Here is a 26,036-nt window from a genome sequence, read left to right as displayed (position 1 = left end):
GCATGAATTGGAGATTCGGTAACATGAGCCGCAAGTTTTTCGGCACGGACGGCATTCGTGGCCTCGCCAACAAGGTCATCACCCCGGAACTGGCGCTGAAAGTCGGGCAGGCCGCAGGCATCGTCTTCCAGAACAACGGCGACTATCGGCACCGCGTCGTGATCGGCAAGGATACGCGTCTTTCCGGTTACATGATCGAATATGCTCTGGTCGCCGGCTTTACTTCGGTGGGCATGGACGTGCTGCTGCTCGGCCCCATGCCGACGCCGGCCGTCGCCATGCTGACCCGCTCCATGCGCGCCGATCTTGGCGTGATGATCTCCGCCTCGCACAATCCTTATGAGGACAATGGCATCAAATTGTTCGGCCCGCAGGGGTTCAAGCTCTCCGACGAGGTCGAGCATCAGATCGAAGCCTTGATCGAAAGCGATCTCGGCGCGCGGCTGTCCGGTCCCGCGGCCCTGGGCCGGGCGCGCCGCGTCGATGACGTGCGCGCGCGTTATGTCGAATTCGCCAAGCACACGCTGCCGCGCAACATGTCGTTCGAGGGCATGCGGGTGGTGATCGATTGCGCCAATGGCGCGTCCTACAAGGTGGCGCCGGAAGCCCTGTGGGAACTGGGCGCCGAAGTGTTTTCGCTTGGCGTCGAGCCCGACGGTTTCAACATCAACCGCAATGTCGGCTCGACCGCGCCGCAGGCGCTGGCCCAGCGGGTGCGGGAGTTGCGCGCCGACATTGGCATCGCGCTCGATGGCGATGCGGACCGGGTGCTCATCGTCGATGAACATGGCCGTCTCGTCGATGGCGATCAGTTGATGGCGGTGGTGGCGCAGGACTGGCGCGCCGACGGAAAATTGTCGCGGCCCGGCATTGTCGCGACCGTCATGTCCAATCTCGGGCTGGAGCGCTATCTGAGTTCGCTCGGCCTGTCGCTGGCGCGCACGCCGGTGGGCGACCGCTATGTGCTCGAGCACATGCGCGAGCATGGCTATAATGTCGGCGGCGAGCAGTCGGGACACATGATCCTGTCCGATTATTGCACCACCGGCGATGGTCTGGTGGCGGCCATGCAGGTCATGGCGGTGGTCAAGCGCCGCGGCAAGCCGGTTTCCGAAGTCTGCCACGCCTTTGATCCGCTGCCGCAGATTTTGAAAAACGTGCGCTTCAAAGGCGGCAAGCCCTTGGAGACCGAGGCCGTGTCGAAAGTGATCCAGGCCGCCAAGCAGAAGCTCGGCGATGAAGGGCGGCTGGTCATCCGTCCCTCCGGCACCGAGCCGGTCATTCGCGTGATGGCCGAGGGCGACGACAGGGCGATCGTCGAGAGCATTGTCGATGAGGTCTGCGAGGCGGTCGCCGCCGCCGCCTGATCACCGCGCCAGTTTGGCCAGCGCCTCCAATTGATCGGCTTCGGCCGGTCTTTTGTCGCGCCGGATGCGGTTGATGCGCGGGAAGCGCATGGCGTAGCCGGATTTGTGCCGCGCCGAAACCTGCACGCCCTCGAAGGCGATTTCCAGGACCAGGCCGTCGTCCGGCGCGTGAACCACTTCGCGCACCGGACCGAATTTTTGCACCGTGTTCTGCCGGACGAAACGGTCGAGCTGGGCCAGTTCCGCGTCGGTAAAACCGAAATAGGCCTTGCCGACCGGCAGCAGCGCTTCGCCGCTCCACAGGCCGAACGTGTAGTCCGAATAGAGCGAGGCGCGCTTGCCGTGGCCGCGTTGCGCATACATGACCACGCAATCCAGCAGATGGGCGTCGCGCTTCCACTTGAACCACTCGCCCTTCGGGCGTCCCGCAACATAGGCGCTGGCCTTGCGCTTGAGCATCACGCCCTCGACGCTCGGGTGCGCGGCGGATGAGGCGCGCTGGGCTGCGAGCGAGTCCCAGCTTTCGAAATCGAGCAGCGGCGACAGCAGCAGGCGCGGATCCCTGGCTTTCGCGACCGCATCCTCGAGCAGGCGGCGGCGCTCCTGAAACTTCAGCGGGCGCACATCCGTCCAGTTTTCGCCGCTGGCGTCGGCCGCGAACAACAGATCATAGGCGATGATCGCCACGGGAATGCGTTTCAGCATGGCGGCGGAAACGGTTTTTCTGTTGAGCCGCTGCTGCAGCGTGGAAAAACTCGCCACGGCCTCCAGGCCGCTCTTGCCCGGCTCCAGCGCGACCAGCTCGCCGTCGAGCCCGCCCATCAACAGCGGCGGGTCCAGGAGATCGGGGAAGGCGTTGGAAATCTCGTCGCCGGAGCGCGAGAACAGGCGCGCCCCGGCGCCAGCCCGCGCCTTGGTCTGCACGCGAATTCCGTCCCATTTCCATTCCGCGGCGAATTCTGTCGGGTCGAGTTTTTCGAAATCTGTATCGTCGATGGGATGCGCCAGCATCGGCGAATGGAAGCAGAGCGCGTCATTGGCGGAGGGGCGCGCCGCCGCCCCTGACAGCCAGGCGAACAGCGGCAGGTAGGGTGGCGCAAAACCGTGCCAGACCTCCTCGATCTCCGTCTGCGCCACGCCGCTCCATTGCGAAAGGGCTTGTTTGGCGAGGCCGGTGGAGACGCCGACGCGCAAGGCGCCTGTCACCAGTTTCAGCAGCGCCCAGCGGCCGGTCCCGTCGAGGGCGTCGAGCCAGTGGGGAAGGCGCCGTCGCGCCTCCGCCTTGGACATGGCGCGCATCGCTTCGACCACTTGCGCCAGTTCGGGCGCCTCGGCCGGCTCGCCCGGCTCCCACATCAGCGCGATGGTTTCGGAGAGGTCGCCGACGAAATCGTAGGACAGCCGGAACAGGATGGGGTCGGCGCGCTCCTCAATCAGTCCGCGCAACAGTCCCGGCTTGACCTCATCGAGGACCAGATCGCCGCACAGCGCCGCCAGCGCATAGCCGCGGTCGGGGTCGGGCGTGCCGTTGAGATAGTCGACGAGCAGCGCCAATTTTCCATTGCGCGCCGGCTGGTAGAGCAGCTTTTCGAGTAGTCCGGCAAAATTCTTCACTCCGCCTCCTCCCCCTCATAACCGTGAAGATTGAGTGGGCGGGCGCAAAGGCCGCGCGTTTCGCACCAGCGCATCAGCGCGTCTTCCTGGCCATGGGTGATCCAGATGTCCTCCGCGCCGGTGTCGAGGATGGTTTGCTGCAGGTCGGGCCAGTCGGCGTGGTCGGAGAGGATCAGCGGCAGTTCGACATTGCGCTGGCGGGCGCGGCCCTTGATCTGCATCCAGCCCGAGGCCATGCCGCGCACGGCGTCGCCGAATTTTTGCGACCAGCGGTCCTGCAAGGCCGAGGGCGGGCAGATCACGAGGCCGGGCGCGGAGGATTTCGTGCTTTCGGCGCTGGCCGGCTCCAACGCGCCCAGCTTTACGCCGAAGTTTTTGTAGAGCTCGCAGATCTTCATCGCCGCGCCATGCATCAGCACGGCGCGTTCGTCGCCCGTGGCGCGCATTTCGGCGACCAGACGTTGGGCCTTTCCGAGCGCGTAAGCGCCGATCACATGCCAGCGCTCGGGCGCGCGCGCCATGGAGAGACGGAGCTTGTCCACCTCGTCGCCGGGCGGCGGGTGGCGGAACACCGGCAAGCCAAATGTCGCCTCGGTGATGAAGACATGGCAGCGGATCGGCTCGAAGGCTGCGCAGGTCGGGTCGGGATCGCGCTTGTAGTCGCCGGAGAACACGATTCGAAGTCCGCGCCATTCCAACAGGACCTGCGCCGAACCGAGCACGTGGCCGGCGGGCGCCAGGGTGACCTCGACCTCGCCGATCCGGATTTTCTCGCCATAGCGCAGGGCGTGAAACCGCCCGGCCGCGCCCTCGCCGAGCCGCGCTTGCATGATGGCGGCGGTGGGCTCGGTGCAGATCACCTCATCGTGGCCGGCGCGGGCGTGGTCGGAATGGCCATGCGTGATCACAGCCCGCGCGGCGGGCCGCAGGGGGTCGATGAAAAAATCGCCCGGCGGGCAAAACAAACCCTCCGGGCGCAGCACAGCCAAGTCCTGTGGACGCATCGCCAATCCGGATTCCCTTCCTATATGGTCGAGGACGCCATGAACGCCAAGCCGCCTGCCGATTTGCCACAAAACCTCGTCCGCTGGTTCGAGCGGCGCGGCTGGGTTTTGCGCGCGTACCAAAGGCAGGTTCTGGACCTCGCGGCGGCAAAAAAATCGGCGCTGGTGATCGCGCCGACCGGCGCGGGCAAGACGCTCGCCGGCTTTTTGCCGGCGCTGTGCGATCTGGCGCGCGGCGAGGCGGCGCCGCTGTTCGCGCTTTACGTTTCGCCGCTCAAGGCGCTGGCGGTGGATGTGCGCCGCAATCTCGAAATTCCCGTCGCGGAGATCGGGCTCGACGCCCGCATCGAGGCGCGCACCGGCGACACCCCCGCCGGCCGCCGGGCGCGCCAGCAGAAAAACCCGCCGCACATTTTGCTGACCACGCCGGAGCAGGTTGCCTTGATGCTGTCGCGGCCCGATGGCGCCAAAACTTTTTCAAATCTCAAATATCTGGTGCTCGACGAAATCCATGCGCTCGCGCCGTCGAAGCGCGGCGATCTCCTGGCGCTGAACCTCGCGCAGCTCGCGCGGATCGCCCCGGAGGCGCAGCGTTTTGGCCTGTCCGCGACGGTGAAGGACCCGGAGGCGCTGGCGCTCTGGCTGGCTTCGGGCGGCGCGGCGGCGCCGGCGCTCGTGCGAGCCGCGCAGGCGCCGCCGCCGCGCTTCGAAATTCTGGAGAGCGAAAACCGCACGCCCTGGGCGGGCCATTCCGGGCGCTATGCCGTTGGCGACATTTACCAGCGCCTGCGCGGCGCGAAGCTCAGCATCGTCTTCGTCAACACCCGGCTGCAAGCGGAGCTGATGTTCCAGCTGCTCTGGGACATCAACGAGGACAATCTGCGCATCGCCCTGCATCACGGCTCGCTGGACCGGGCGCACCGTCGCCGCGTCGAAACGGCCATGGCGGAGGGCGCGGTGGATGCGGTGGTGGCGACCTCCACGCTCGATCTCGGCCTGGATTGGGGCGATGTCGATCTGGTCATCCAGGTCGGCGCGCCGAAGAGCGCCAGCCGTCTGACCCAGCGCGTCGGCCGCTCCAATCACCGGCTGGACGAGCCCTCTCAGGCCTTGCTCGCGCCGGCCAATCGTTTCGAATGGCTGGAATGCGTTGCTGCGGTCGAGGCGGTGGAGGCCGGCGCCCAGGACAATGAACCGGCGCGCGCGGGCGCGCTCGACGTGCTCGCCCAGCATGTCGTCAGCCGGCTCGGCGCCGAGCCGATGACCGCCGACGCGCTTTATGGCGAAATCGTCAGCGCCGCCCCCTATTGCGGCCTCACGCGCGAGACCTTCAATCGTGTCCTCGCCTTCGCCCGCAATGGCGGCTATGCGCTCAAGGCCTACGAGCGCTTCGAAAAAATCCGCGTCGATTCCAAAGGGGTTTTGCGGGTCGCCAACGCCAAAATGCTGGCGGCGCATCGCATGAACATCGGGACCATCGTCGACAATCCCATGGCCCGCGTTGTCCTGGCCGTCGGCGCCGGTCGCGCGCTCAAGGCCGGCAGGGAGCTGGGGACGATCGACTCGCTGGTCGCGGCCGGCATGGCGCCGGGCGACACGTTTTACTTTTCCGGCGAGGTCTGGGAAGCGCGTGAGTTGCGTGAGGAAAAGCTTTTTGTCTCCCGCGCGCGGGCCAACAGTTCGACGATCATCCCTTCCTATATGGGCGGGCGGCTGCCCGTGTCCGAATCGCTCGCCGCCCGCGTCGCCGAACTGATTTCGGGGGCGCGTCACGACATTCCGTTCCCGCCGCAGGTGGCGGAATGGCTTGCGGCCCAGGGCGACGTCAGCATGATGCCGCGCCCCGGCCGGTTGCTGGTCGAAATTTTTCCGCGCGCCAAGCGGCACTATCTGGCTCTTTATCCCTTTGCCGGGCGGCTGGCGCACCAAACCCTCGGCGTGCTGCTGACGCGGCGGCTCAACCGCGCCGGGCTCGCGCCGATCGGTTTCGCCGCCAATGATTATGCCGTCCTGGTCTGGCAGTTGCGGCCGTTTCCCGAGACGGAGGATTTTGCCACGCTGCTGTCGCCGGACATGCTGGGCGACGATCTCGAGGCATGGCTCGGCGACAGCAGCATCATGAAACGCGCCTTCCGCAATTGCGCGCAGGTGGCGGGACTGGTGGAGCGGCGCGTGTTCGGCGAGGCGAAAGCGGGGCGGGCGTTGACCGTCTCCTCCGACCTCATTTACGACGTGCTGCGGCGTTACGAGCCGGACCACATTCTGTTGCAGGCGGCGCGTCTGGAGGCGTCTCGCGAAATGCTCGATCTCGACCGCCTCGCGGGAAAGCTGGTGATGTTCGACGGAAAAATCGATGTGGTGCGCCGCGACCGCCCGACCCCGCTGGCTGTGCCGCTGCTGCTGGAGATCGGCCGCGAAAAGGCGCCGGGCGACGCGCGTGACCTGGCTCTGGAAGAACTCGGCGACGAATTTTTGGCGACATGAACAAGCCGACGCCTTTGAGCATCAAGCCGCTGCTGGCCGCGCGCGAAATTTCTTTCCATGGCTGCCGCATCGAACTGCGCCCGAGCGGGGCGCTTTTTTTCCCGGACTTTTCCGCCCTGGCGGTCGCCGACCTCCATCTCGGCAAGGCGCTGCATTTTTCGGCGGCCGGGATGTTCCTGCCGCCCTACGAGTCCGACGCGACGCTGCACAAACTCGACGCCGAGGCCCAGGCGACGGGGGCCGCCAAAATCCTGCTGCTCGGCGACGCCTTCCATTCCACGCGTCTGACCGCCGACCCCGATTTCCTGCCGCGCATGATAAAATTTCTGGCGCGCCGGGCCGCGCCCGTCTTCGTGCTCGGCAACCATGACCGGCCTCTGGCGCGGGCGCTTGAAAAACTGTCGTGCGCCTTGCATGAGGAATGGCGTGTGGACGTCATTCGCCTGCGTCACGAACCCGACGCCCTCGCCGGTCCGCAGATTTTTGGCCATCTGCACCCTTGCGCGCGCGTCGCGACGCGCGCGGGAAAACAGCGACGCCCCTGTTTTGTGGTAGGAGCCGAAACCATCGTCATGCCCGCTTTCGGCGCGCTCACCGGCGGGCTCTGCGTGACCAGCGCCGCGCTCGCGCCCTTCGCGCTCGGCGCCGAGCTTTATCTGATTTGAACGCGCCAGCGTCGATGGGCTTCAATGCGGCGGCGCGTTCTCCTCGCGCAGCGCGCGGCGCAAGATTTTGCCGACATTGGTTTTCGGCAGGTCGCGGCGGAATTCGATCTGGCGTGGGATCTTGTAGCCGACCAGATATTTGCGGCAATGGGCGACCAATTCGTCCGGGCAGAGGGCTTCGTCGCGCTTGACCACGACGATCTTCACGGCTTCGCCGGTCTGTTCGTCGCAGACGCCGACCGCGCCGACCTCCTCCACGCCCTGGTGCAGGGCGACGATGTCCTCGATCTCGCCGGGATAGACGTTGAAGCCGGACACCAGGATCATGTCCTTCTTGCGATCGACGATGTGGACGAAACCTTGCGGGTCCATGGTGGCGATGTCGCCGGTGCGCAGAAAACCGTCGGCGGTGAAAACGTCGGCGGTTTCCTCCGGCCGTTTCCAGTAGCCGCGCATCAATTGCGGTCCCTTGATGCAGAGCTCGCCGCGTTCGCCCAGCGCGACTTCGGCGCCGGAATCGTCGCGGATGGAGACGTCGGTTTGCGGCATGGGCAGGCCGGCGGCGCCGTTGAAATTTTCCAGGTTGAGCGGATTGATCAGGGCGGCTGGCGAGCATTCGGTCAGGCCGTAGCCTTCGATCAGCGGCCGGCCGGTGACCGCCTTCCATTTTTCCGCGACGGCCTTGTGCAAAGCCATGCCGCCGGACACCGAAATCTTCATCGCGCTGAAATCGAGCCGGCGAAAATCCTCGTTCTTGAGCAGCGCGCTGAACAGCGTGTTCACGCCGCTGATCGCGGTGAATTTCGTGCGCGACAGCGCCTTCACCAGGCCCTTGATGTCGCGGGGATTGGCGATGAGCAGGTTGGCCGCGCCGAAGCGCATGAACAGCAGGCAGCTCACCGTGAGCGCGAAGATGTGGTAGAGCGGCAGCGGCGTGACGATGATTTCGCGCCCGTCCTCGGCGAAGGGCCGCACCCAGGCGTAGCCCTGCTGGATGTTGGCGATCACGCTCCCATGGGTGAGTTCGGCGCCCTTCGGCACGCCCGTGGTGCCGCCGGTATATTGCAGGAAGGCGAGATCGTCGGGGCCGAGGTCCGGCAAAGCCAGCGGCGCGCCGGCGCCCAGGCGCAGCGCCTGGGTGAACGGGATCGCGCCGGGAATTTCCCAGGGGGGAACCAGGTGTTTGACGCGCTTGACGACGAAATTGGTCAGCGCGCCCTTGGGAAAGCCGAGGAGATCGCCGATGCGCGCCACCGCCACGGCGCGCACCTGGGTGCGCTCGATCGCTTTGGCCGCGGTCGCCGCGAAATTCTCCAGCACGACCAGAGCCTCGGCGCCGGAATCCTGCAATTGCCGCTCGAGCTCGAAGGCCGTGTAGAGCGGGTTGCAATTGACCACGACATAACCGGCGGAGAGCGCGCCGAAGAGCGCGACCGGATAGGGCAGCAGGTTGGGCGTCATCAGCGCGACGCGCGCGCCGCGCGGCAGTTTGACGACATTTTGCAGCCAGGAGCCGAAATTCCAGGCGAGTTCGCGCAAGCGGCGGTAGCTGAGCCGCGCGCCCATGCTGATGAAGACGGTGTTGTCGGGAAAGCGGGCGACGCTGTCCTCGAACATGTGGCGCAACGACGGAAAGACGTGGACGTCGACTTTCGCGTCGACGCCGGCGGGATAGCGGGCCGTCCAGATGTGCTCCACGATGCGCCCCTCCCGATTGTTGATCTTTGTCATTGCGCGCTTTGCCCATTCATAATCTGGTCGCCGCAGTCACAGACAATGATTCCGATCAATACGCCGATAGCGCGGAGACTGAGATGCGGACCCTTTTGTTGCGGAGCGCCGTCGTTCTGATCCTAATTGTGGCCGCAATCGCCGGCCACCTCACAAGATTGCTGTTTGGCTTCGAGGCCGGGCTGATCGTCCTGCTCCTCGTCTTCGTCGGCCTGCCCGCGGCCATTCCCGCCGCCGCCATCGCCGTGAACGCGCCCAATTTCCTGAATATCGGAACGCCCGAGCGTCGCTGGCTGGCCAGCGCCTCCGAGATCTACGCCTTCTGGCGCGCCTTTGTCGTGCTGATGCCGTTCGACACGTTCTGGATGGGCGACGAGAAAGTGCTGGCTCATGCGCCGGACGAAACCCCGATCGTGCTCGTTCCCGGCTATTGCTGCAATCGCGGCATGTGGTTCGATCTGGCGCGCGATCTCGAAGCGGCTGGCCGCAAGGTCGCGCCGGTGACGCTCGGGTGGACCTTCGCTGATATCGACGAACTCGCCGACGAACTCGACCAGCACATCGCCCGCGTGAAGCAACAGACCGGCGCGGAAAAAGTTCTGCTGGTCGGTCACAGCAAGGGCGGCCTGGTGGCGCGCGCCCGCATCGCCCGGCGCGGCGGCGACGATGTCGCCGGCTTGATCACGCTGGCCACGCCGAACCATGGCACCAGCTTCGCCAAATTCGGCCTCGGCCGCAGCGCTCGCCAGATGGAGCCGGATTCCCCCTGGCTGCAGGCGCTTAACGCCAAGGAGACCTCGGTTCCGGTCCACGCCTTCTGGGCCGGCCGCGACGAATTCGTCTCGCCGCCGGACGCCGCGCGCCTGCAGGGGGCGCCGGAGACCTGCGCGCCGCTCGCCGGTCATTTGTCGGTGATCGATCAGCCGGAAGTGCTGAAGAAGATTCTGGCCTTTTCCGAACCCGCGGCGAAGCGCGCGCCCTCCGTCGCTTTGAACCCGCAGCCGGAGCCGCCGCTGGTCGTCGTCGCGCCGGTTGAAGCGGCGCCGGCGGTCGAAGCTGCGCCGGTGGTGGAGGAAACGCCCATCATCGTCGTGGCCCCGCCTGCCGCGCCAGCGCCTGTCGTGGTGGAAGCTGTTGAACCTGCGCCGAGCGTCGCGGAAGCGGCGGTCGAGGCGGTCGCGCCGCCGCCGGCGCCCGCCGCGCAGGAGCAACCCGTCGCGGGCGCGTGATTACAAATACAGCCCGCGCATGATCTGCGTGAACACGATCTGATCCGCGTTCGGCGCCTCGTGCTTGGCGCCGGTCGCGGCGGCGCTGTCGGGGAACATGCGGAACGCCGTGTTCATCACGATCTGCGCCAGACGCGGGCTGAACGCGTGGACGATCTGGCCGAACACGCCGAGCGGCGTGGCGATGCGCGACGGGCGTTTGACGATCGCCTCGACCACCAGCTCCGCCGCCTCCTCCGGCGAAAGCGCCGGCGCGTGCTCATACAATTTTGTCGGCGCGATCATGGCGGTGCGCACCAGCGGCATGTTGATCGTGGTGAAATGCACGCCGCGGTCCAGAAATTCGCTGGCCGCGCATCGCGAAAAGGCTTCGAGCGCCGCCTTTGACGCGACATAGGCCGAAAACCGCGGCGCATTGGTCAGCACGCCAATCGACGAAATGTTGATGACATGGCCGCTGTGGCGCTGCGCCATGCCCGGCAGCAGGCCGAGGGTGAGCCGCAGCGCGCCGAAATAATTGACCTGCATGGCGCGTTCGAAATCATGCAGCCGGTCGTAGGAATGTTCGATGCCGCGCCGCATCGAGCGGCCGGCGTTGTTGATCAGAATCTCGACGCCGCCCTGCGTGTTGAGCGCGGCGACCAGGGCTTCGCATTGCGCGGGATCGGCGAGATCCGCCGCATGAGCCTCGAGCTTCAGGCCCCGCGCCTTCGCCTCTTGCAAGGCGGCGTCGAGCTTGATCTGGTCGCGCCCGACGATCAGCACGCGCGCGCCGGCTTCGGCGAGGCGTAGCGCCGTCGCCTTGCCGATACCGGCGGAGCCGCCGGTCACCAAAATCGCCTTGCCGGCGACCCGTCCGCGCAGCGAGCGGTCGATGAACAGGTCGGGATCGAGATGGCGCTCCCAATAATCCCACAGGCGCCAGGCGTAATCCTCGATTGCGGGGACTTTGATGCCGGCGTTTGCCAGCAACGGCCCGGCCTCGCGGCTGTCGAAGCGCGTGGGATAGTTGAAGAAGGCGAGAATGCCCTCGGGCAGGCCCAGATCCTTCATCAGCGCCTTGCGGATGCGGCGCACCGGCGTCAGCGCCTTGAGCGCCTGGGTGAGCGTGCGCGGCAGCAGGCCGAACAAGGCGGTGTTGACCCGCATGGTGACGCGCGGCGCGTGCGCGGCGCCGGCGAACAGGGCGAAAATGTCGCCGACGCGGCGCGGGTCGGGATCGACGAGATGGAAGCAGCGCCCGTCGAGGCCGTCCTTGTGCGCGAGGACGTCCGTGGCCGCAACGACGAAGTCGACGGGGACGAGATTAATGCGCCCGCCTTCCAGGCCGATCATCGGCGCCCAGGGCGGCAGCAGGCCGCGAAGTTTCTGGATGAGCTTGAAGAAATAGTAGGGGCCGTCGATCTTATCCATTTCGCCGGTGCGGGAATCGCCGACCACCAGCCCCGGACGATAGATGCGATAGGGAATTTTCGCTTCCGCGCGCACCACTTTTTCCGACTCGTGCTTGCTGGCGAAATAGGGGTGCTCAAGGTTTTCCGCCTCATCAAACATGTCTTCGCGGAACACGCCCTCGTAGAGGCCGGCGGCGGCGATGGAGCTCATGTGGTGAAAGCGCCGTGCGCCAAGGGCTTCCGCCAGCGCCAGGGCGTTGCGCGTCCCCTCGATATTGACCAGCATTTCTTGGGCGGGGTCGGCGGCGAGATCATAGATGGCGCCGAGATGGAAGAAATGATCGACTTTGCCGCGTAGGGCTTCGATGGTCTTGGGATCGACGCCGCACAGCGGCGCGGTGAGGTCGCCGGGCAGGGGAAGCGCGCGGGCGGCCTCGGCGCCCCAGAAATCGCCCAAAATTTTCAGGCGTTCAGGCGAGGAATTGCGCAGCAGGAAATGGACTTCGGCGTCGGGCCGCGCCAAGAATTTTTGGATCAGACGCTTGCCGATGAAGCCGCTGCCGCCGGTGATGACGTAGATCATGGCTCGGTCTCCAAAGCTTTTGCAAGATAATGGTGTCGATTAGAATCCGCCGCCTATTCAAAACGCAAGACGCCAAATAGCCAAGCTAAAAAACCGGTGGAACAGGGGAATGACTGCGATCTCGCAGATGTGACCAAAAGAAATGAGGATTCTAGGGCGAGGATTCTAGTCTGGACGGATAAATTATAAAAATGAAACCGGCAGGCTCAACCGCCGGCAATCCACGGGAGAGGATCATGGTCAAGAAGCTTACCGAACTTGCGGAAGGCAAGGGCGAGAACGAACTTGCGACGCTGATCAAGAATTCCGCCAACCAGATTTGGCTCGCCGGCCTCGGCGCCTTCGCCAAGGCGCAGGAGGAGGGCACGAAAGTCTTCGAAGCCTTGGTCAAGGAAGGCGAGGCCGTCCAGGACCGGGCGAAGAAGACCGCCGACGACAAGATCGCCGAAGTCAGGAAACAGGCGACGGGATCCTGGGACAAGCTCGAACAGGTTTTTGAAGAGCGCGTCGCCCGCGCCCTGCATTCGCTGAATGTGCCCACCCGCAAGGATATCGAGCACTTGGGCCGGCGGGTGTCGGAACTCACCCATGAGGTGAAGACCCTGTCCGCCGAGCTGGAACAGCGCAAGGCGCCGGCCAAGGCGCCTGCGGCGGCGAAATGAATGCGAGCTGACGGGCGCGCCTTGAACCGGCGCGCCCGCCGGGTTCTGAGACGATGGAGGGCGCCGTGAACCGCGATCTCAAGGGCGTCGCTCTGGCTGGCGGCGGACCCGTCGGCGGCATTTATGAAGTCGGCGCCCTGGCGGCGCTCGATGAGGCGCTGATCGGCCTCGACCTCACCGGCTGCGATATTTTTGTCGGCGTCAGTTCGGGCGCCTTCGTCGCCGCAGGCCTCGCCAATGGCGTCACCCCGCGCGACATGCACCGGCTGTTCATCGAGAGCGAGGAGGCCGACGACCCCTTCGAACCCGAAATCCTGTTGCAGCCGGCCTTTCAGGAATTCGGGCAACGCCTCGCCAGTCTGCCGGGGCTTCTGGCGGTGGCGATGCAGTCCTACCTCAATGGCGCGCCCCCGCACGGCTTCGCCGAATCGCTGCAACAATTGGGGCGCGCGCTGCCGGCCGGGCTGTTCGATAATGAGCCCGTGGGCGCCTATCTGGCGCGGCTGTTTTCCGCGGGGGGCCGGGTCAACGATTTTCGGCGGCTTGCAAAAAAACTGTTCATTGTCGCCACCGATCTCGATTCCTGTTCGGCGACGCCGTTCGGCGGCCCGGGGCTGGACGACGTGCCCATCTCTCGCGCCGTTCAGGCCAGTTCGGCGCTGCCGGGGCTTTTCCCGCCAGTGGAGATCAACGGACGCCATTATGTCGACGGCGCGCTGATGAAGACCCTTCATGCCTCGGTGGCGCTGGCCGAGGGCGCGAAACTGCTGATCTGCGTCAATCCGCTCACCCCCATCGACGCTGACGCGGTCGCGCGCAAAAGTCACCGCAGACGCCTGTCGCTCGCGGCGCGCGGCCTGCCCTCCGTGATGTCGCAGACCTTTCGCGCGCTGATCCATTCGCGCATGCGGGTGGGGATGGAGCGCTATGCGCAAACCTTTCCCGACGCCGACGTCATCCTGTTCGAGCCCGCGCGCGACGACGCCGAAATGTTCTTCACCAATGTGTTTTCCTATTCCAGCCGTCACCGGCTGGCCGAACACGCCTATCAGAGGACGCGCGAGGAATTGCGCCGCCGCGCCGACGAGCTCGATCGCGTGCTGGCCCGCCATTGCGTGTCGCTCGACCGCGCCTGTCTCGCCGACGAGACCCGCACGCTGTCGCGCCGGCGCCGCGCGCCGCGCCGCGTCGGGCTCAAACAGACGGCGAGCCAGCTCGGAACGGCCCTGGATTCACTGGAGCGCGCATTGCGATAATTGTTTCGCCCGTTCCGGGGAGGGGAGCAGGCATGGAGAGAAAACCAAAGAGGCGAACGCCCGAACGCATTCTCGATACGGCGCTGAAATTGTTCAACACCTACGGCGAGCCGGGCGTCACCACGACGGCCATCGCCGATGAAATGAACATCAGCCCGGGCAATCTCTATTATCACTATCGTTGCAAGGACAAGATCGTCGAAGCGCTGTTCGCCGCGTTTCGCGAGGAAATCGAGCACACTTTGGCCGCGCCGGAGCAGAGGCCGGCGCATGCCGAGGACGCCTGGCTGTTCCTGCACCTGATCTTTGAGGCCATCCACAAATATCGCTTCATCTATCGTGACATCAACGAACTCACCTCGCGCTACCGGGTGCTGGGCGCGCAGTTCAAGCGCATTCTCGCGCATAAGCGGCGCACGGCGGTCGCCATTCTCACCGGCCTGGTCAAGGCGGGCGAGCTCAGGGCCTCGCCGCAGGACGTCGAGGCGCTGGCCGTCAACATGACCGTGATCGCGACCTACTGGCTCTCCTACGAACTCGCGCGCAATCCGCGCAATGGCGAGGATGCCGACGAAAAAGAGGAAAGCCGGGCGCTGGCGCGCGGCGCCTTTCACGTCATTTCGCTCGCTGCGCCTTATCTCGCGCCGCGCGAGCGCGAACTGTTCGATGAATTGTCCAAACGCTATTTGAACTGAGGCCGAACATGTCGAAATTGAAATGGAAGCGTTTTCCCTATTCCGACGACGCCTATTCCTATGAAGGCGCGGCGCTGGAAAAAAACTGGCCGCGCCTGCACGCCGGCGACCGCGAGCCTTTTCCCGAGGATGAGCGTGTGCAGGACGCCTGGCGCGCCTACCATCGCGGCGATTTCGAAACCGCGGCGCGCCAGGGCGAGGTTTTGGGGGCGCTGGGTGCCAATGTCGCCGCCAAGGCGATCAACATCTACGCCTCCTATCTGGTCGAGGATCGCGAGGACAAGATCGCGCTGTTCCAGCGCGCCGCCGCGCTCGCGGAAAGCCTGCAGCAATCCGACAATGCCAACGCCTGGTATCTCCACGCCCAGGCGCTCGGGCGCTACAGCCAGTGCATTTCCGTGGCCAAGGCGCTTGCGCAGGGGTTGGGCGGCAAGATCAAGCACGCTCTCGAAACCGCGCTGCGTCTGGAAAAGCGCCATGCCGACGCGCATATCGCGCTCGGCGCCTATCACGCCGAAGTCGTGGACAAGATCGGCGGCATGATCGCCAGCCTCACCTATGGCGCGAGCAAGGAGGCGGCGGTGAAACATTTTGAAGAGGCGCTGAAGCTCAATCCGACCTCCGCCATCGCCCGCATGGAATATGCCAATGCGCTCGCCATGCTGTTCGGCGCGCCGAAACTGAAACAGGCGACAGCGCTTTACGAGGAGGCGGCGAAATGCGTTCCCGCCGACGCCATGGAGCGGCTGGACGTCGAAGCCGCCAAGGCGGAGCTCGCGGGATAGGGGCGGGGGCTCGCGCCCTATGCAATGCAGATCAGGTGTTGGATGCGACGTGCTCAGGATCGGCGGGCTTGCCCTGCCAGATCCAACATGTGCCGTTCGGATCGGTCACGCCCTCGACAAAGGCGCAACTGGCGGGCGCCTGGAACAGTTTGCAGGAGCCGCAAGTCTTGCCGTTGCCCGCCACGGCGAGGAATTTTACCGCGGATTTGGACAGTTTGACATTGGCATGGGCGCCGGGGACGGCGAGCAAGGGCGCCGCGCTCACCGCGATGGCGCCGACCAGCAGCTTTCTGCGCGAAACCTGAGTCGTCTCGGGCGTCTCAAGATTTTTCATGACAAGCTCCATGGCTCCGCCGCATCGGGAAGCCTGGGCGTTATAAAGGTTCAGCGTGAATCAATAATGAATGAGCAAATCGTCGTGTGCCGACGCAAATGAATACCAAAATAATGATATCTCATCCACGAAGACGATGAATTATCCAGTTGGTTCCGTGTGTTTGTCGTTGTTCTCCTGAGCGGGAACCTCAGAGTGTTTGGATTGATTTTGCGCCGTCTTCTTAAGGCGAGAAAAATCATTCTGATCGACGTCAGAATGAGATCAACCGATCTTCGCTCCGCCGGCTAAACTGCTTCGGGCGCCTTCGCCCGCGCGCGCCGCGGCTTCGGCGGCGGGTCGATCGCCGCGCCGTTGACGCGCAACACGGCCGGTTTTTGCTTCGGCTTCGGCTTTTGCTTGGGTTTTGCTTTCGGTTTGGGCGCGCGCTGCTGCGCCTCCGGCGCCGCCTCGTCCAGGCCGCTGTGCAGCAGGGCGTGGTAGAGCAATTGCTCGAATTCAGGCTGAAAATGCTGGATGATCTCGTCGGGATTGCAAACCAGCGCCGCATCGGTGATCAGGCCGAGCTGCACGCGATTGTTGAAGGACAGCAGCGACACGCCCATGCCGATCTCGCCGGATTGCGGCACCCAGAACATGATCTGGTCGATGGCGGCGCCGCCGAGATAGAGCGGGCGCTGCGGCCCCGGAACATTGGTCATCACCGCCGTGGCGCGGCTGAGCAGCAGGTCGAACAGCCGGTCCTGCACCATTTTCGGGCCATAGCCGAGCGCGGTGATCAGGCCGAGCGTCACCACAGGCTCATAGGAGCGTTTCAGCGCCAGCATGCGCCGGCGCACCTCCTCCAGCCGCGCCAGCGGATTGTCCATGCCAACCGGCAATTCGACGGCGATGATCCCGAACTGGTTGCCCAGCGTTTTCGCCCGGCCGGGCGGACGCAGGTCGATGGGGGCCAGCGCCCGCACCTCGACGCCTTCGGTGGGATCGCCCTTGGAATCCAGATAGGTTTTCAGCGCGCCGGCGAAGGAGGACAGCAGCATGTCGTTGACCGTGCAGCCCAGCGCATGGCCGACGGCCTTCACCTCGGGTAGCGGGATCGGCGCGCTCCAGGCCACCATTTTCTCGCCGCACAATTCCCCCTTGAGCCGGGTCTCCGTATCCGTCGGCATCATCAGCAGCCAGGCGAGTTCGGCGGCGACATTGGCGCCGTCGCGCAACAGTTTTTTCGTGTCGGAGGGGTTGCGCACCAGGCCGAAGGCGGTGCGCGCGGCCTCAGTGGACGCCTTGAATCCGCCCTCGACCTTTTCGAGCAGCGGCGCCAGCACGTCCCAGGATGGCCGAAACGGGTGCTCCGTCTCCTCGCTCCCGCTCCCCTCGACCCCGTGCAGTGGGGCGTCCGGGTCTTCGTCGGTGAGGTCGAGCAGCACGCGCATCATGGCCGCGCCGTCGCCAATGGCGTGATGGATGCGCAGCACCAGAGCCACGCCCTCCTCATAGCCCTCGACAATATGGATCTGCCAGAGGGGATGGCGGGGATCGAGCGGGCGCACCGCGAGTTCGGAGACGAACCGCTGCAATTCCGCCTTGCCGGCGTCGCCGGGCAGGCGGGCGCGGCGCAGGTGCCGCTGCGCGTCGAAGCGCGGGTCCTCGCGCCAATAATAGGTCCCGGCGCGTTCCTCGATTCTGCGGCGGAAGCGGTCATGGGCGAGCAGCCGCGCCTCCAGCGTCCGCTCGAGGCGATCGAGCTCGACCGGGTCGCGCAAGACGATCACCCCGACGATCACCATGTGATTGTTCGGCCTGTCCATTCGCAGCCAGGTGACATCCACCGGCGCCATGCGCGCGTCTCGAGACATGCCAACTCCCCTTGTTTTTTGCCGATCTTATCGGTTTCTCAGGCCGGGGGAAGGCCCGCGATTAGGCGTTGACGCCTAGCCCCTCGTGATAGAATGAGCACATGGAAAACGACCTCGACCCCAAAGAGATCGCCGCCAAACGCCTTGAAGCGCAGCTGGCGCGCGCCACCGAAGTGCGGGCGGCGACACGGCGCAACGCATCCGCGCAGGAGGCGCGCCTGCGGCTGCGCGCATGGCAGGCGGCGCGGCTCGCCCGCACCCATGCCGACCTGCTCGCCCATCCGCACTACGCCGCCGCCGCGCGGTTCTTCCTCACCGACCTCTATGGTCCGCAAGACCATAGCGTCGACGCGGAGACGGTGTGGCGCGTGCTGCCGCTGATGAAAAAGGGGCTGCCGGCCTCGGGGATCGAGACCGTCGCCGACGCCATCGAACTCGATGCGCTCTCCGAGTCTCTCGACGCCGATATGGCGGGGCTGCTGGGGCCTGGGGACGACGCGCCCGCCTATGGCGAGGCCTATCGGCGCACCGGACGGCGCGACGACCGCGCCCGGCAGATTGAACTGATCCGCCACCTCGGCCATCGGTTGGAGGATCTGGTCAAGGCGCCGCTGATCGGCCTGGCGCTCAAGGCCATGCGCAAGCCGGCGGAGCTCGCCGGATTCGGCCCGTTGCAGGCCTTTCTCGAACGCGGTTACGCCGCCTTCCGCCAGATGGGCGACGCTCGCGATTTCGTTGAAATCGTCGCCAATCGCGAGGAGGCGATCAGCGTCGCGCTGTTCTCGGGCGACGACAGTCCTCTGGCATGAAAGGACGCGCCATGGACCGTTTCGACTATGTGATCGTGGGCGGCGGCTCCAGCGGCGCGGCGCTGGCGGCGCGGCTGAGCGAAGATTCTGATGTCACCGTCTGTCTGCTCGAGGCGGGCGGGCGGGGCGACGATTTTTTGATCCGCACCCCGGCGGGCGCGGTGGCCATGATTCCTGGCCGGCCCCGGATCAACAACTGGGCGCTTTGGACGGTCCCGCAGCCTGGACTGAACGGCCGGAGGGGATACCAGCCGCGCGGAAAAGCGCTCGGCGGCTCCTCGGCGATCAACGCCATGCTTTATGTGCGCGGCCACCGCGCCGATTACGACCAATGGGCCGATCTCGGCTGCCCCGGCTGGTCCTGGGACGAGGTGCTGCCTTACTTTCGCAAGGCCGAGAACAATGAATGGGGCGCCGACGCCGCGCATGGCGGCGACGGGCCGCTGCATGTCTCCGACCAGCGCGCGCCCCGGCCGATCACCAAGGCTTTTGTCGAGGCCGCGAGCGCGCGGCAGCATCGGGTGCGCGAGGATTTCAACACGGGCGACACCGAAGGGGTGGGCCTCTATCAGGTGACCCAGTTCCACGGGACCTCCCGCCGGGGCGAACGCTGCTCGTCCGCCGCCGCCTATCTGTTTCCGGTCATGGAGCAGCGGCCGAACCTGACCGTGCTGACCAAGACCCAAGCCACCAAGATTGTGTTCGAGGGCAAGCGCGCCGTGGGCGTCGCCTGCCTGCAGGGCCGGGTCGAAAAGGTTTTGCATGCGTCGCGCGAAATCATTTTGAGCGCCGGCGCCTTCGGCACGCCGCAGCTGCTGCAATTGTCCGGCGTCGGGCGGCCCGAGGACATTTGTCCGCACGGCATTGCGCTGGTTCACGAGTCGCCGGGCGTCGGCCAAAACCTTCAGGACCATCTCGATTTCATCCTGGCCTGGAAGACCTCCGACAAGGACAATTTCGGCATCGGTCTCGGCGCGTTCTTCAAACTTTTGCGAGAAATTCCCGCATGGCGGCGCGATGGCGGCGGGCTGCTCGCCACCCCCTTCGCCGAGGGCGCGGGGTTTCTCAAGACCACGCCCGATCTCGACCGGCCCGATGTGCAACTGCATTTTGTCATTGGCGTCGTCGACAATCACGCCCGGCGGCTGCATCCCGGCCACGGATTTTGCCTGCATGTCTGCGCGCTCCATCCGTTTTCACGCGGGCGCGTCTTTCTGCAAAGCGCGGACCCCTTGGCGCCGCCGGCGATCGATCCGGCTTTCCTGTCCGACCGCCGCGATCTCGAAACCATGATCCGGGGGGCCAAAATTTCGCGCGACATCATGCTGACGCCGCCGATGCGGGCCTATTGCGAAAAAGAGCTTTTTGGCGTCCGCGACGGTATGAGCGACGCCGAATGGGAGCAGCATATCCGCGCCCGCGCCGACACCATCTATCATCCCGTCGGGACCTGCCGGATGGGCTCGGACGCCGAGGCCGTGGTCGATCCGGAGCTGCGGGTGCGCGGGCTGGAGGGCCTGCGGGTGGTCGACGCCTCGATCATGCCGACGCTGATCGGCGGCAATACAAACGCCCCGACCATCATGATCGCGGAAAAGGCGGCGGATATGATCAGGCGCGGCTTGCGCCGCTGAGGCGCGGCGCCTCCGCTGTCCAAAGGTGCTGGGCGGCATAGGCGCGCCAGGGCCGCCAGTGTTCCGCTCGCGCCAGCAGGGTCTTGGGCGAGGGGCGCGCGCCCGCCTCATCGGCCATGGCGCGCAACAGGGCGAGGTCGGAGGCGGGAAAGGCGTCGGGATCGCGCAACTGCCGCAAAGCGAAATATTGCGCCGTCCATTCGCCGACGCCCGGCAGCGCCCGCAACCGCGCCATGATCTCCTCGGCGGAATGGCGAGGCGACAAAAAATCAGGATCGGCGGCGACGGTTTCCGCGAGGCGGCGCAGGCTCGCCGCGCGGGCGCGGGTCAGGCCGATCGACGTGAGATCGGCGCCGGCGAGCGCGGCCGGCGTCGGAAACACCCGCGTCAGCCGGGGGTGGGAGGCGCGCAACTCTTCGCCGAATTTTTCCACGAGCGCGCCGGCGCAGCGCGCGGCGCCCGCGACGGTCACCTGTTGGCCGAGAATGGCGCGCGCCGCCGTTTCAAAGCCGTCCCAGCCGCCGGGCAGGCGCAGGCCCGGGCGCGCGGCGACCAGCGGCGCGAGCTTTTCGTCTTGGACCAGGGTCGCGGCGACGACCTCGGGATCGCAGGCGAGGTCGAACATGCCGCGCAGCCGCGCAATGATGCCGGGCAGCGCCGCGAGCTTGGGTAGGCGCAGCGCGACGGACAGCGCGTTCGCGCCGGCCGGGCGAACCGCCAGGGTTCCATGCGCGCCGTCGATGGCGATGGCGCGATGATAGGTCTGGTCCTCGACGGCTTCGACGCCGGTGATGGCGCGGGCGGCGAAAAACGCCAGCATCGCCGGCCAGTCGTAGGGCGGCTTGAAGCGCAGCGCCAGGGCGATCTCGCCGGAAGCCGCGGTCTCCACGCCGCCTTCGCGGCGCAAAGCCGTCGGCGGGCGACGGTAAAGCGCCAGAAACGTTTCGTTGAAGCGGCGGACGCTGTCGAAGCCGGAGGCCAGCGCCACCTCGGTCATCGGCAGCGCGGTTTCCTGGATGAGCTGTTTGGCCAGCAGCACGCGCCGCGTTTGCGCCACGGCGACGGGCGAGGCGCCGAGGTAACGCGCGAACAGGCGCCGCAGGTGACGCTCGCCCACGCCCAATCTTTCGCCGAGCGCGGCCACGCCTTGCTGGTCGAGCGCGCCCATTTCGATCAGCGCCAAAGCGCGCGACACCGTGTTGGACGCGCCGCGCCAGGCGCCGAGGTCGGGGGCCGTTTCCGGACGGCAGCGCAGGCACGGCCGGAACCCCGCCTCCTGGGCGGCCGCCGCCGTGGGGTAGAAGAGGACGTTTTCGCGCCGCGGCGTGCGCGCCGGGCAAACCGGCCTGCAGTAGATGCGCGTCGTCCTCACGCCGGTGAACAGGCGCCCGTCATAGCGGGGATCGCGCGCGCAAATGACGCGGTAGCAGGCGTCTTGGTCGAGGTCCATGACCGGAGTCTGCGCTGCGGGGCTGGAAAAGTCTCGCGGTTTTCGGACATGGCGGCGCCTTTGTCCGGGTCCGATAACCGCCAGACGCGGCTTCTGTCTCGCGATATGACCAGCGCCATGATGGAAACGCGCCTGTTCCTTGAAACCCTGCCGACGCCCACCGGCGCGCTTCGCCTCGTCACCGATGGCGCCGGCGCCGTTCGGCTGCTGGACTGGGGCGAGGCTGGCGATGCCGCCGGCCTGCGCCAAAGATTGTCGCTGGGTCTGGGCCGTGTGCGGCTGGACGCGCCGCCCCGCGCCTCGGCGGCCCTTGTCGCTCTGGACGCTTATTTCGGCGGCGAGGCGGCGGCGCTCGACGCCCTTTCGGTCGCGCCGGCCGGAACGCCGTTCCAGCAGCAGGTCTGGGCGGCGCTGCGGACGATCCCGGACGGCGCGACGGCGAGCTATGGCGAGATCGCCCGGCGCATCGGCCAGCCCGGCGCGGCCCGCGCCGTCGGCCTCGCCAACAACCGCAACCCCATCGTGCTCGTGATCCCCTGTCATCGCGTGATCGGCGCCAGCGGCGCGCTGGTCGGCTATGGCGGCGGCCTCGAGCGCAAATTATGGCTCCTGCGCCACGAGGGCGCAATGTTTTGACCGCTTCGGCTTGCGGCCGGGAACATTGCCCGGCGCTCCGCATTGAACGGTCAAGATGCGGGTTGATCGCCGCGCGCGAATCCGCGACTTGGGATCATGAACTGGCAAATCCTTGGCATCACCGGGCTCGCGACGGCGGGCGTCATCCTGCGGCCCTTTCACTGGCCCGAAGCGATCTGGGCGGTCGCCGGCGCCGCGCTGCTGGTGCTGACACACCTTCTGCCCGCCGGCGCCGCCTGGGCGGGCGTTGCGCGCGGCGCCGACGTCTACATGTTTCTGACCGGCATGATGCTGCTGTCGGAAGCCGCGCGTCGCGAAGGCCTGTTCGATTTTTTGGCGGCCGAGGCCGCCAAGCACGCCCGGGGCTCGGCCAACAGACTTTTTCTGCTGGTCTATCTGGTGGGCGTGCTGGTCACGGTGTTTCTCTCGAACGATGCGACCGCCGTGGTGCTGACGCCCGCCGTGTTCGCCGCCACCCAGGCCGCGAAGGTCGAAAAGCCGCTGCCCTATCTCTATCTGTGCGCTTTCGTCGCCAATGCCGCGAGTTTTGTCCTGCCGATCTCCAATCCGGCCAATCTCGTGGTCTATGGACGCGCCGGCCTGCCGCCGCTGCTCGACTGGCTCAAAATCTTCGGCCTGCCGTCGCTGGCGGCCATCGTCGTGACCTATGCCGCCTTGCGGCTGATGCTGCGCCGGGAGCTCGCGGCGCCGATCGCCGAGCCGCAGGAGTCGCCGCATCTCTCTGCCGGCGGCAAGGTGGCGGCCTTCGGACTCGCGGCCACGGCGCTGGTTCTGCTGGTCGCTTCGGCGCGCGGCCTCGATCTCGGCGCGCCCACGCTGTTTGCCGGCGCGGGGACGACGATTCTGGTCTTGCTGGTGCGTCGCTCAAACCCCTGGCCGCTGGTGCGCGACATTCACTGGGGCGTGCTGCCGCTGGTGGCCGGGCTGTTCGTCTTTGTCGAGGCGCTGGACCAGATCGGCGTGACCGCCCAGCTCGCCGGCCTGTTGCGCCAGGCGCCGCCGGTCTGGGGCGCGGCGGCGAGCGGCGCGGCCGTCGCCTTCGGCTCGAACCTCGTCAACAATCTTCCGGCGGGGCTGATCGCCGCCAGCGCCGTGCATCAGGCCGCGGCGCCGCCCGACGTGACCGCCGCGATCCTGATCGGCGTCGATCTCGGCCCCAATCTTTCGGTCACGGGCTCGCTCGCCACCATTTTGTGGCTGGCGGTGTTGCGCCGCGAACAGCAGCGCGTCCGCGACCGCGATTTCCTGCTTCTTGGCGTTGTGGTGATGCCGCTGGCGCTGATCGCCGCGCTGGCGCTTGTTTGACTTCTGGAGGTTCGGACATGCGGGACGCCGACATTTTCTGGATTTACGCGCTGATCATCGTTTCCGGCGTGCTGCAAGCCTGGGGACCGCCGATGAACGGGGCGCTGCGCGTCGCGCTGGTCAATCCCTGGCTCGCGAGCCTGGTCTCCTTCCTGCCCATCGTCGCTCTGCTCGCCTGCGTCGTCATCTGCCTGCCGTATCCGCTGCCTGGTGCGGATAACATCGCAAACATGCCGTGGTGGGCGCCGCTGGGCGGGGTGATCGGCGCCTTTGCGGTGGTGGCGGGGCTGATGTTCGTGGACAGGGTGGGCGCCGGCGCCTTCGCCGGCCTGCTGATCACCTCGAATTTTTTGATGTCGCTGGCGATCGACCGGTTCGGCTGGTTCGGCATGCCTGTGCATGAATTGACCAGCGGGCGGGTTTTTGGGGCGGCGCTGATGGTTGGCGGAATTGCGCTGATCACGCGGTCCTGAGCGGAGCTTTCCGCAAGCGGAGCAAGACTTTGCGTAATAAAGTCGAGCAATACGCAAATTCAGTACAATTACGCGCGCGGGAACTGCGGGTTGGCGCCGCGGTTGGTGCAATAACGTTCATGCATCAACCTTTGCGGGGGCCGCGATGTCTTTCCTGCCGTACTTCAGCCTGTCGACCATTCCCTATGCCGCGATCTGGTCGCCCGGCGTCGACCTCGGCGTCGCGCTGTTCACCGTGCTTGCGCTGGTGTTCGCCAACCGCAAGCCGCATTTCCGCAACGACGCGTTCATGGTCGCCGGTGGGGCGCTCGCGATCGTGGTCGCGAGTGCGCTGTAATCAGGCCTCGACCTTCAAAAACTTGCCGGCCAGCGCGTCCGCGATCAGGGCGCGGGTGTTGTCGAGGCCGTAGAGCGCGGCGAAGGAGCCGAAGCGCGGACCGCGATCCTCGCCCAACAAAACCTGATAGAGCATGTTGAACCAGTCGTTCGACACGCCCGGACGCTCCGGCGTGGCGCCCTTGGCCGCAAAATTCTGGTAGCGGGGGATCGGGCGGGCGACATCGTAGAGCAGGGTCTGGATGTCCTCCGCGCTGGCCTCGGCCGGCAGCGTCGCCAGGGCGTCCGAAAGCTTTGTCAGCGCGTCGCGCTCCACCTCGTCGGCGGCGCGATAAACCTTTTTCGGCTTCACGAAATCGCGGAAATACAGCACCGCATAGCGGATCATCTGGTCGAGGCGCGGAAATTTTTCCGGCGTGGCGGTCGGCGCGTAGCGTCTCAGAAAACCCCAGAGCACCGAGGGGTCCTCGCTATTGGCGACGGCGGCGAGGTTGAGCAGCATGGCGAAGGAAATGGCCGTCCCCTTCTGCCCCTCCTCATGCGAAATGAATTCCGGCGCCGGCGGCTTGCCCGAATGGATGTGCCAGACCGCATTGCCGAGCCGGTTCTTGGCGTCCTGGCGCGGATAGGCGTCCAAAAACGCCAGATATTCGTCGACGGCGCGCGGGATCACGTCGAAATGCAATTTTTTCGCCTCGCGCGGCTTCCAATACATGAAGAAGGCGAGGCTTTCCGGCGTGGCGTAGGTCAGCCATTGCTCGATGGTGATGCCATTGCCCTTGGACTTGGAAATTTTCTGGCCGTTCTCGTCGAGGAACAGCTCGTAATTGAACCCTTCCGGAGGGGTGTGGCCGAGCGCCCGGGCGATATTGCCCGAAAGTTTGACCGAATCGATCAAATCCTTGCCGGCCATTTCATAGTCGACGCCGAGCGCGCACCAGCGCATCGCCCAGTCGGGCTTCCATTGCAGCTTGCAATGGCCGCCGGTGACCTTGGTCATGAAGCGCTCGCCGGTGTCCGGGTCGCGCCAGCCGATCATGCCGCCGGGCAGGTCGATTTCCTCGAGCGGGACCTGCATGACGACGCCGGTGCGCGGGTGGATCGGCAGGAACGGGCAATAGGTGGAGGCGCGCTCTTCGCGCAATGACGGGATCATCACCGCCTGGACCGTGTCAAACCGCGCCAGGATTTTGAGGAGCATCTCGTCGAAGCGGCCGGACTGGTAATATTCGGTCGAGGAGGCGAATTCGTAGTCGAAGCCGAAATGGTCGAGGAAGGCCCGCAGCCGCGCGTTATTGTGGGCGCCAAAGCTCGGATATTCGCCGAACGGGTCGGGAACCTGGGTGAGCGGCTTTCCCAGATGGGCGGCGACCAGGTCCTTGTTGGGAATATTGTCCGGGACTTTGCGCAACCCGTCGAGATCGTCGGAAAAGGCCAGCAGGCGCGTCTTGATCTGGCCGCCGGTGAGGGTCTCGAAGGCGTGGCGGACCATGGTCGTGCGCGCGACCTCGCCGAACGTGCCGATGTGCGGCAGGCCCGAGGGGCCGTAGCCGGTTTCGAACAAAACCTGTTTCTGACCGGTGCGCTCGACCCTGGCCACCAGTTTCTTCGCCTCCTCGAACGGCCAGGCGTTCGAAGTTTTTGCGAATTGGGCGAGTTCGGCGAAATCGGTCATTTTTTTCCGGAAGCAGGCTGGAGAGAAGCACGTCTATT

The 26,036-nt window shown here is 65.9% G+C and carries 22 protein-coding genes; 14 read left to right on the top strand and 8 right to left on the bottom strand.

What is annotated here, in order from left to right; translation table 11 throughout:
• The first annotated feature begins 23 nt into the window (after window positions 1-23).
• Window positions 24-1,367 (top strand): phosphoglucosamine mutase, encoded by a 1,344-nt coding sequence (gene glmM / locus M2320_RS00720; RefSeq protein ID WP_264595652.1) that lies wholly within the window; start codon window positions 24-26, stop codon window positions 1,365-1,367.
• Here glmM and M2320_RS00715 read toward each other — a convergent pair whose 3' ends face one another.
• Complete coding sequence (locus tag M2320_RS00715) at window positions 1,368-2,981, bottom strand: cisplatin damage response ATP-dependent DNA ligase (RefSeq protein WP_264595651.1); 1,614 nt, start codon at window positions 2,979-2,981, stop codon at window positions 1,368-1,370.
• Window positions 2,978-3,985, bottom strand: coding sequence for a ligase-associated DNA damage response exonuclease (locus M2320_RS00710; RefSeq protein ID WP_264595650.1), 1,008 nt, complete (start codon window positions 3,983-3,985; stop codon window positions 2,978-2,980). The genes M2320_RS00715 and M2320_RS00710 overlap by 4 nt, the downstream gene beginning before the upstream one ends.
• A 39-nt stretch (window positions 3,986-4,024) precedes the next feature.
• Between M2320_RS00710 and M2320_RS00705 the strand changes: the two genes are divergently transcribed.
• On the top strand, window positions 4,025-6,469 hold the full coding sequence (locus M2320_RS00705; protein ID WP_264595649.1) for a ligase-associated DNA damage response DEXH box helicase: 2,445 nt from the start codon (window positions 4,025-4,027) through the stop codon (window positions 6,467-6,469).
• Complete coding sequence (pdeM, locus tag M2320_RS00700; RefSeq protein ID WP_264595648.1) at window positions 6,466-7,134, top strand: ligase-associated DNA damage response endonuclease PdeM; 669 nt, start codon at window positions 6,466-6,468, stop codon at window positions 7,132-7,134. The genes M2320_RS00705 and pdeM overlap by 4 nt, the downstream gene beginning before the upstream one ends.
• 21 nt (window positions 7,135-7,155) lie before the next feature.
• On the opposite strand, the gene M2320_RS00695 is transcribed toward pdeM, so the two are convergent.
• Entirely contained in the window at window positions 7,156-8,832 is a 1,677-nt protein-coding gene (locus M2320_RS00695; protein WP_319801402.1) for an AMP-binding protein, read from the bottom strand.
• A gap of 116 nt (window positions 8,833-8,948) precedes the next feature.
• Here M2320_RS00695 and M2320_RS00690 point away from each other — a divergent pair, with 116 nt between their 5' ends.
• Window positions 8,949-10,094 carry an esterase/lipase family protein gene (locus M2320_RS00690; protein WP_264595646.1) on the top strand — a complete coding sequence of 382 codons (1,146 nt, stop codon included), beginning with the start codon at window positions 8,949-8,951 and terminating at the stop codon, window positions 10,092-10,094.
• Here M2320_RS00690 and M2320_RS00685 read toward each other — a convergent pair whose 3' ends face one another.
• Window positions 10,095-12,071, bottom strand: coding sequence for an SDR family oxidoreductase (locus tag M2320_RS00685; protein WP_264595645.1), 1,977 nt, complete (start codon window positions 12,069-12,071; stop codon window positions 10,095-10,097).
• A 236-nt stretch (window positions 12,072-12,307) separates the two neighbouring features.
• Between M2320_RS00685 and M2320_RS00680 the strand changes: the two genes are divergently transcribed.
• The 4 genes from M2320_RS00680 (at window position 12,308) to M2320_RS00665 (ending at window position 15,469) form a co-directional block, all read left to right on the top strand.
• Window positions 12,308-12,733, top strand: a complete 426-nt coding sequence (locus M2320_RS00680) for a phasin family protein (RefSeq protein WP_184426066.1) — start codon at window positions 12,308-12,310, stop codon at window positions 12,731-12,733.
• 65 nt (window positions 12,734-12,798) lie between these two features.
• On the top strand, window positions 12,799-13,989 hold the full coding sequence (locus tag M2320_RS00675; protein ID WP_264595644.1) for a patatin-like phospholipase family protein: 1,191 nt from the start codon (window positions 12,799-12,801) through the stop codon (window positions 13,987-13,989).
• A gap of 32 nt (window positions 13,990-14,021) precedes the next feature.
• Entirely contained in the window at window positions 14,022-14,684 is a 663-nt protein-coding gene (locus M2320_RS00670; RefSeq protein WP_184426062.1) for a TetR/AcrR family transcriptional regulator, read from the top strand.
• A gap of 8 nt (window positions 14,685-14,692) precedes the next feature.
• On the top strand, window positions 14,693-15,469 hold the full coding sequence (locus M2320_RS00665) for a hypothetical protein (protein WP_264595643.1): 777 nt from the start codon (window positions 14,693-14,695) through the stop codon (window positions 15,467-15,469).
• 31 nt (window positions 15,470-15,500) lie between these two features.
• Here M2320_RS00665 and M2320_RS00660 read toward each other — a convergent pair whose 3' ends face one another.
• On the bottom strand, window positions 15,501-15,803 hold the full coding sequence (locus M2320_RS00660) for a high potential iron sulfur protein (protein WP_264595642.1): 303 nt from the start codon (window positions 15,801-15,803) through the stop codon (window positions 15,501-15,503).
• Between the two features lie 287 nt (window positions 15,804-16,090).
• On the bottom strand, window positions 16,091-17,659 hold the full coding sequence (locus M2320_RS00655; protein WP_264595641.1) for a wax ester/triacylglycerol synthase family O-acyltransferase: 1,569 nt from the start codon (window positions 17,657-17,659) through the stop codon (window positions 16,091-16,093).
• A gap of 101 nt (window positions 17,660-17,760) precedes the next feature.
• On the opposite strand from M2320_RS00655, the gene M2320_RS00650 reads away from it, so the two are divergent.
• Together M2320_RS00650 and M2320_RS00645 are read left to right on the top strand one after the other, a co-directional pair.
• Entirely contained in the window at window positions 17,761-18,468 is a 708-nt protein-coding gene (locus M2320_RS00650) for an FFLEELY motif protein (RefSeq protein WP_264595640.1), read from the top strand.
• Between the two features lie 11 nt (window positions 18,469-18,479).
• On the top strand, window positions 18,480-20,102 hold the full coding sequence (locus M2320_RS00645; protein WP_264595639.1) for a GMC family oxidoreductase: 1,623 nt from the start codon (window positions 18,480-18,482) through the stop codon (window positions 20,100-20,102).
• On the opposite strand, the gene M2320_RS23235 is transcribed toward M2320_RS00645, so the two are convergent.
• On the bottom strand, window positions 20,080-21,552 hold the full coding sequence (locus M2320_RS23235) for an AlkA N-terminal domain-containing protein (RefSeq protein WP_319801399.1): 1,473 nt from the start codon (window positions 21,550-21,552) through the stop codon (window positions 20,080-20,082). The genes M2320_RS00645 and M2320_RS23235 overlap by 23 nt on opposite strands.
• Window positions 21,553-21,669: 117 nt before the next feature.
• Between M2320_RS23235 and M2320_RS00630 the strand changes: the two genes are divergently transcribed.
• The 4 genes from M2320_RS00630 to M2320_RS00615 all read left to right on the top strand — a co-directional run bounded on the left by M2320_RS00630 (window position 21,670) and on the right by M2320_RS00615 (window position 24,324).
• Window positions 21,670-22,188, top strand: a complete 519-nt coding sequence (locus M2320_RS00630; protein ID WP_264595638.1) for a methylated-DNA--[protein]-cysteine S-methyltransferase — start codon at window positions 21,670-21,672, stop codon at window positions 22,186-22,188.
• Between the two features lie 96 nt (window positions 22,189-22,284).
• Window positions 22,285-23,514, top strand: a complete 1,230-nt coding sequence (locus M2320_RS00625; protein ID WP_264595637.1) for an arsenic transporter — start codon at window positions 22,285-22,287, stop codon at window positions 23,512-23,514.
• A gap of 17 nt (window positions 23,515-23,531) precedes the next feature.
• Entirely contained in the window at window positions 23,532-23,987 is a 456-nt protein-coding gene (locus tag M2320_RS00620) for a DMT family transporter (RefSeq protein ID WP_264595636.1), read from the top strand.
• A 145-nt stretch (window positions 23,988-24,132) separates the two neighbouring features.
• Window positions 24,133-24,324: a hypothetical protein gene (locus M2320_RS00615; protein ID WP_184426044.1), complete on the top strand. Its 192-nt coding sequence runs from the start codon at window positions 24,133-24,135 to the stop codon at window positions 24,322-24,324.
• On the opposite strand, the gene M2320_RS00610 is transcribed toward M2320_RS00615, so the two are convergent.
• Entirely contained in the window at window positions 24,325-25,998 is a 1,674-nt protein-coding gene (locus M2320_RS00610) for a lysine--tRNA ligase (protein WP_264595635.1), read from the bottom strand.
• Between the last annotated feature and the right edge of the window lie 38 nt (window positions 25,999-26,036).

Origin of the sequence: Rhodoblastus acidophilus (assembly GCF_025961575.1) — a bacterium.
In the GTDB taxonomy this organism is placed as follows: domain Bacteria; phylum Pseudomonadota; class Alphaproteobacteria; order Rhizobiales; family Beijerinckiaceae; genus Rhodoblastus; species Rhodoblastus acidophilus_C.
The sequence above is the reverse complement of the archived record's forward strand: the minus strand, read 5'-3'. Positions and strand labels throughout refer to the sequence as shown.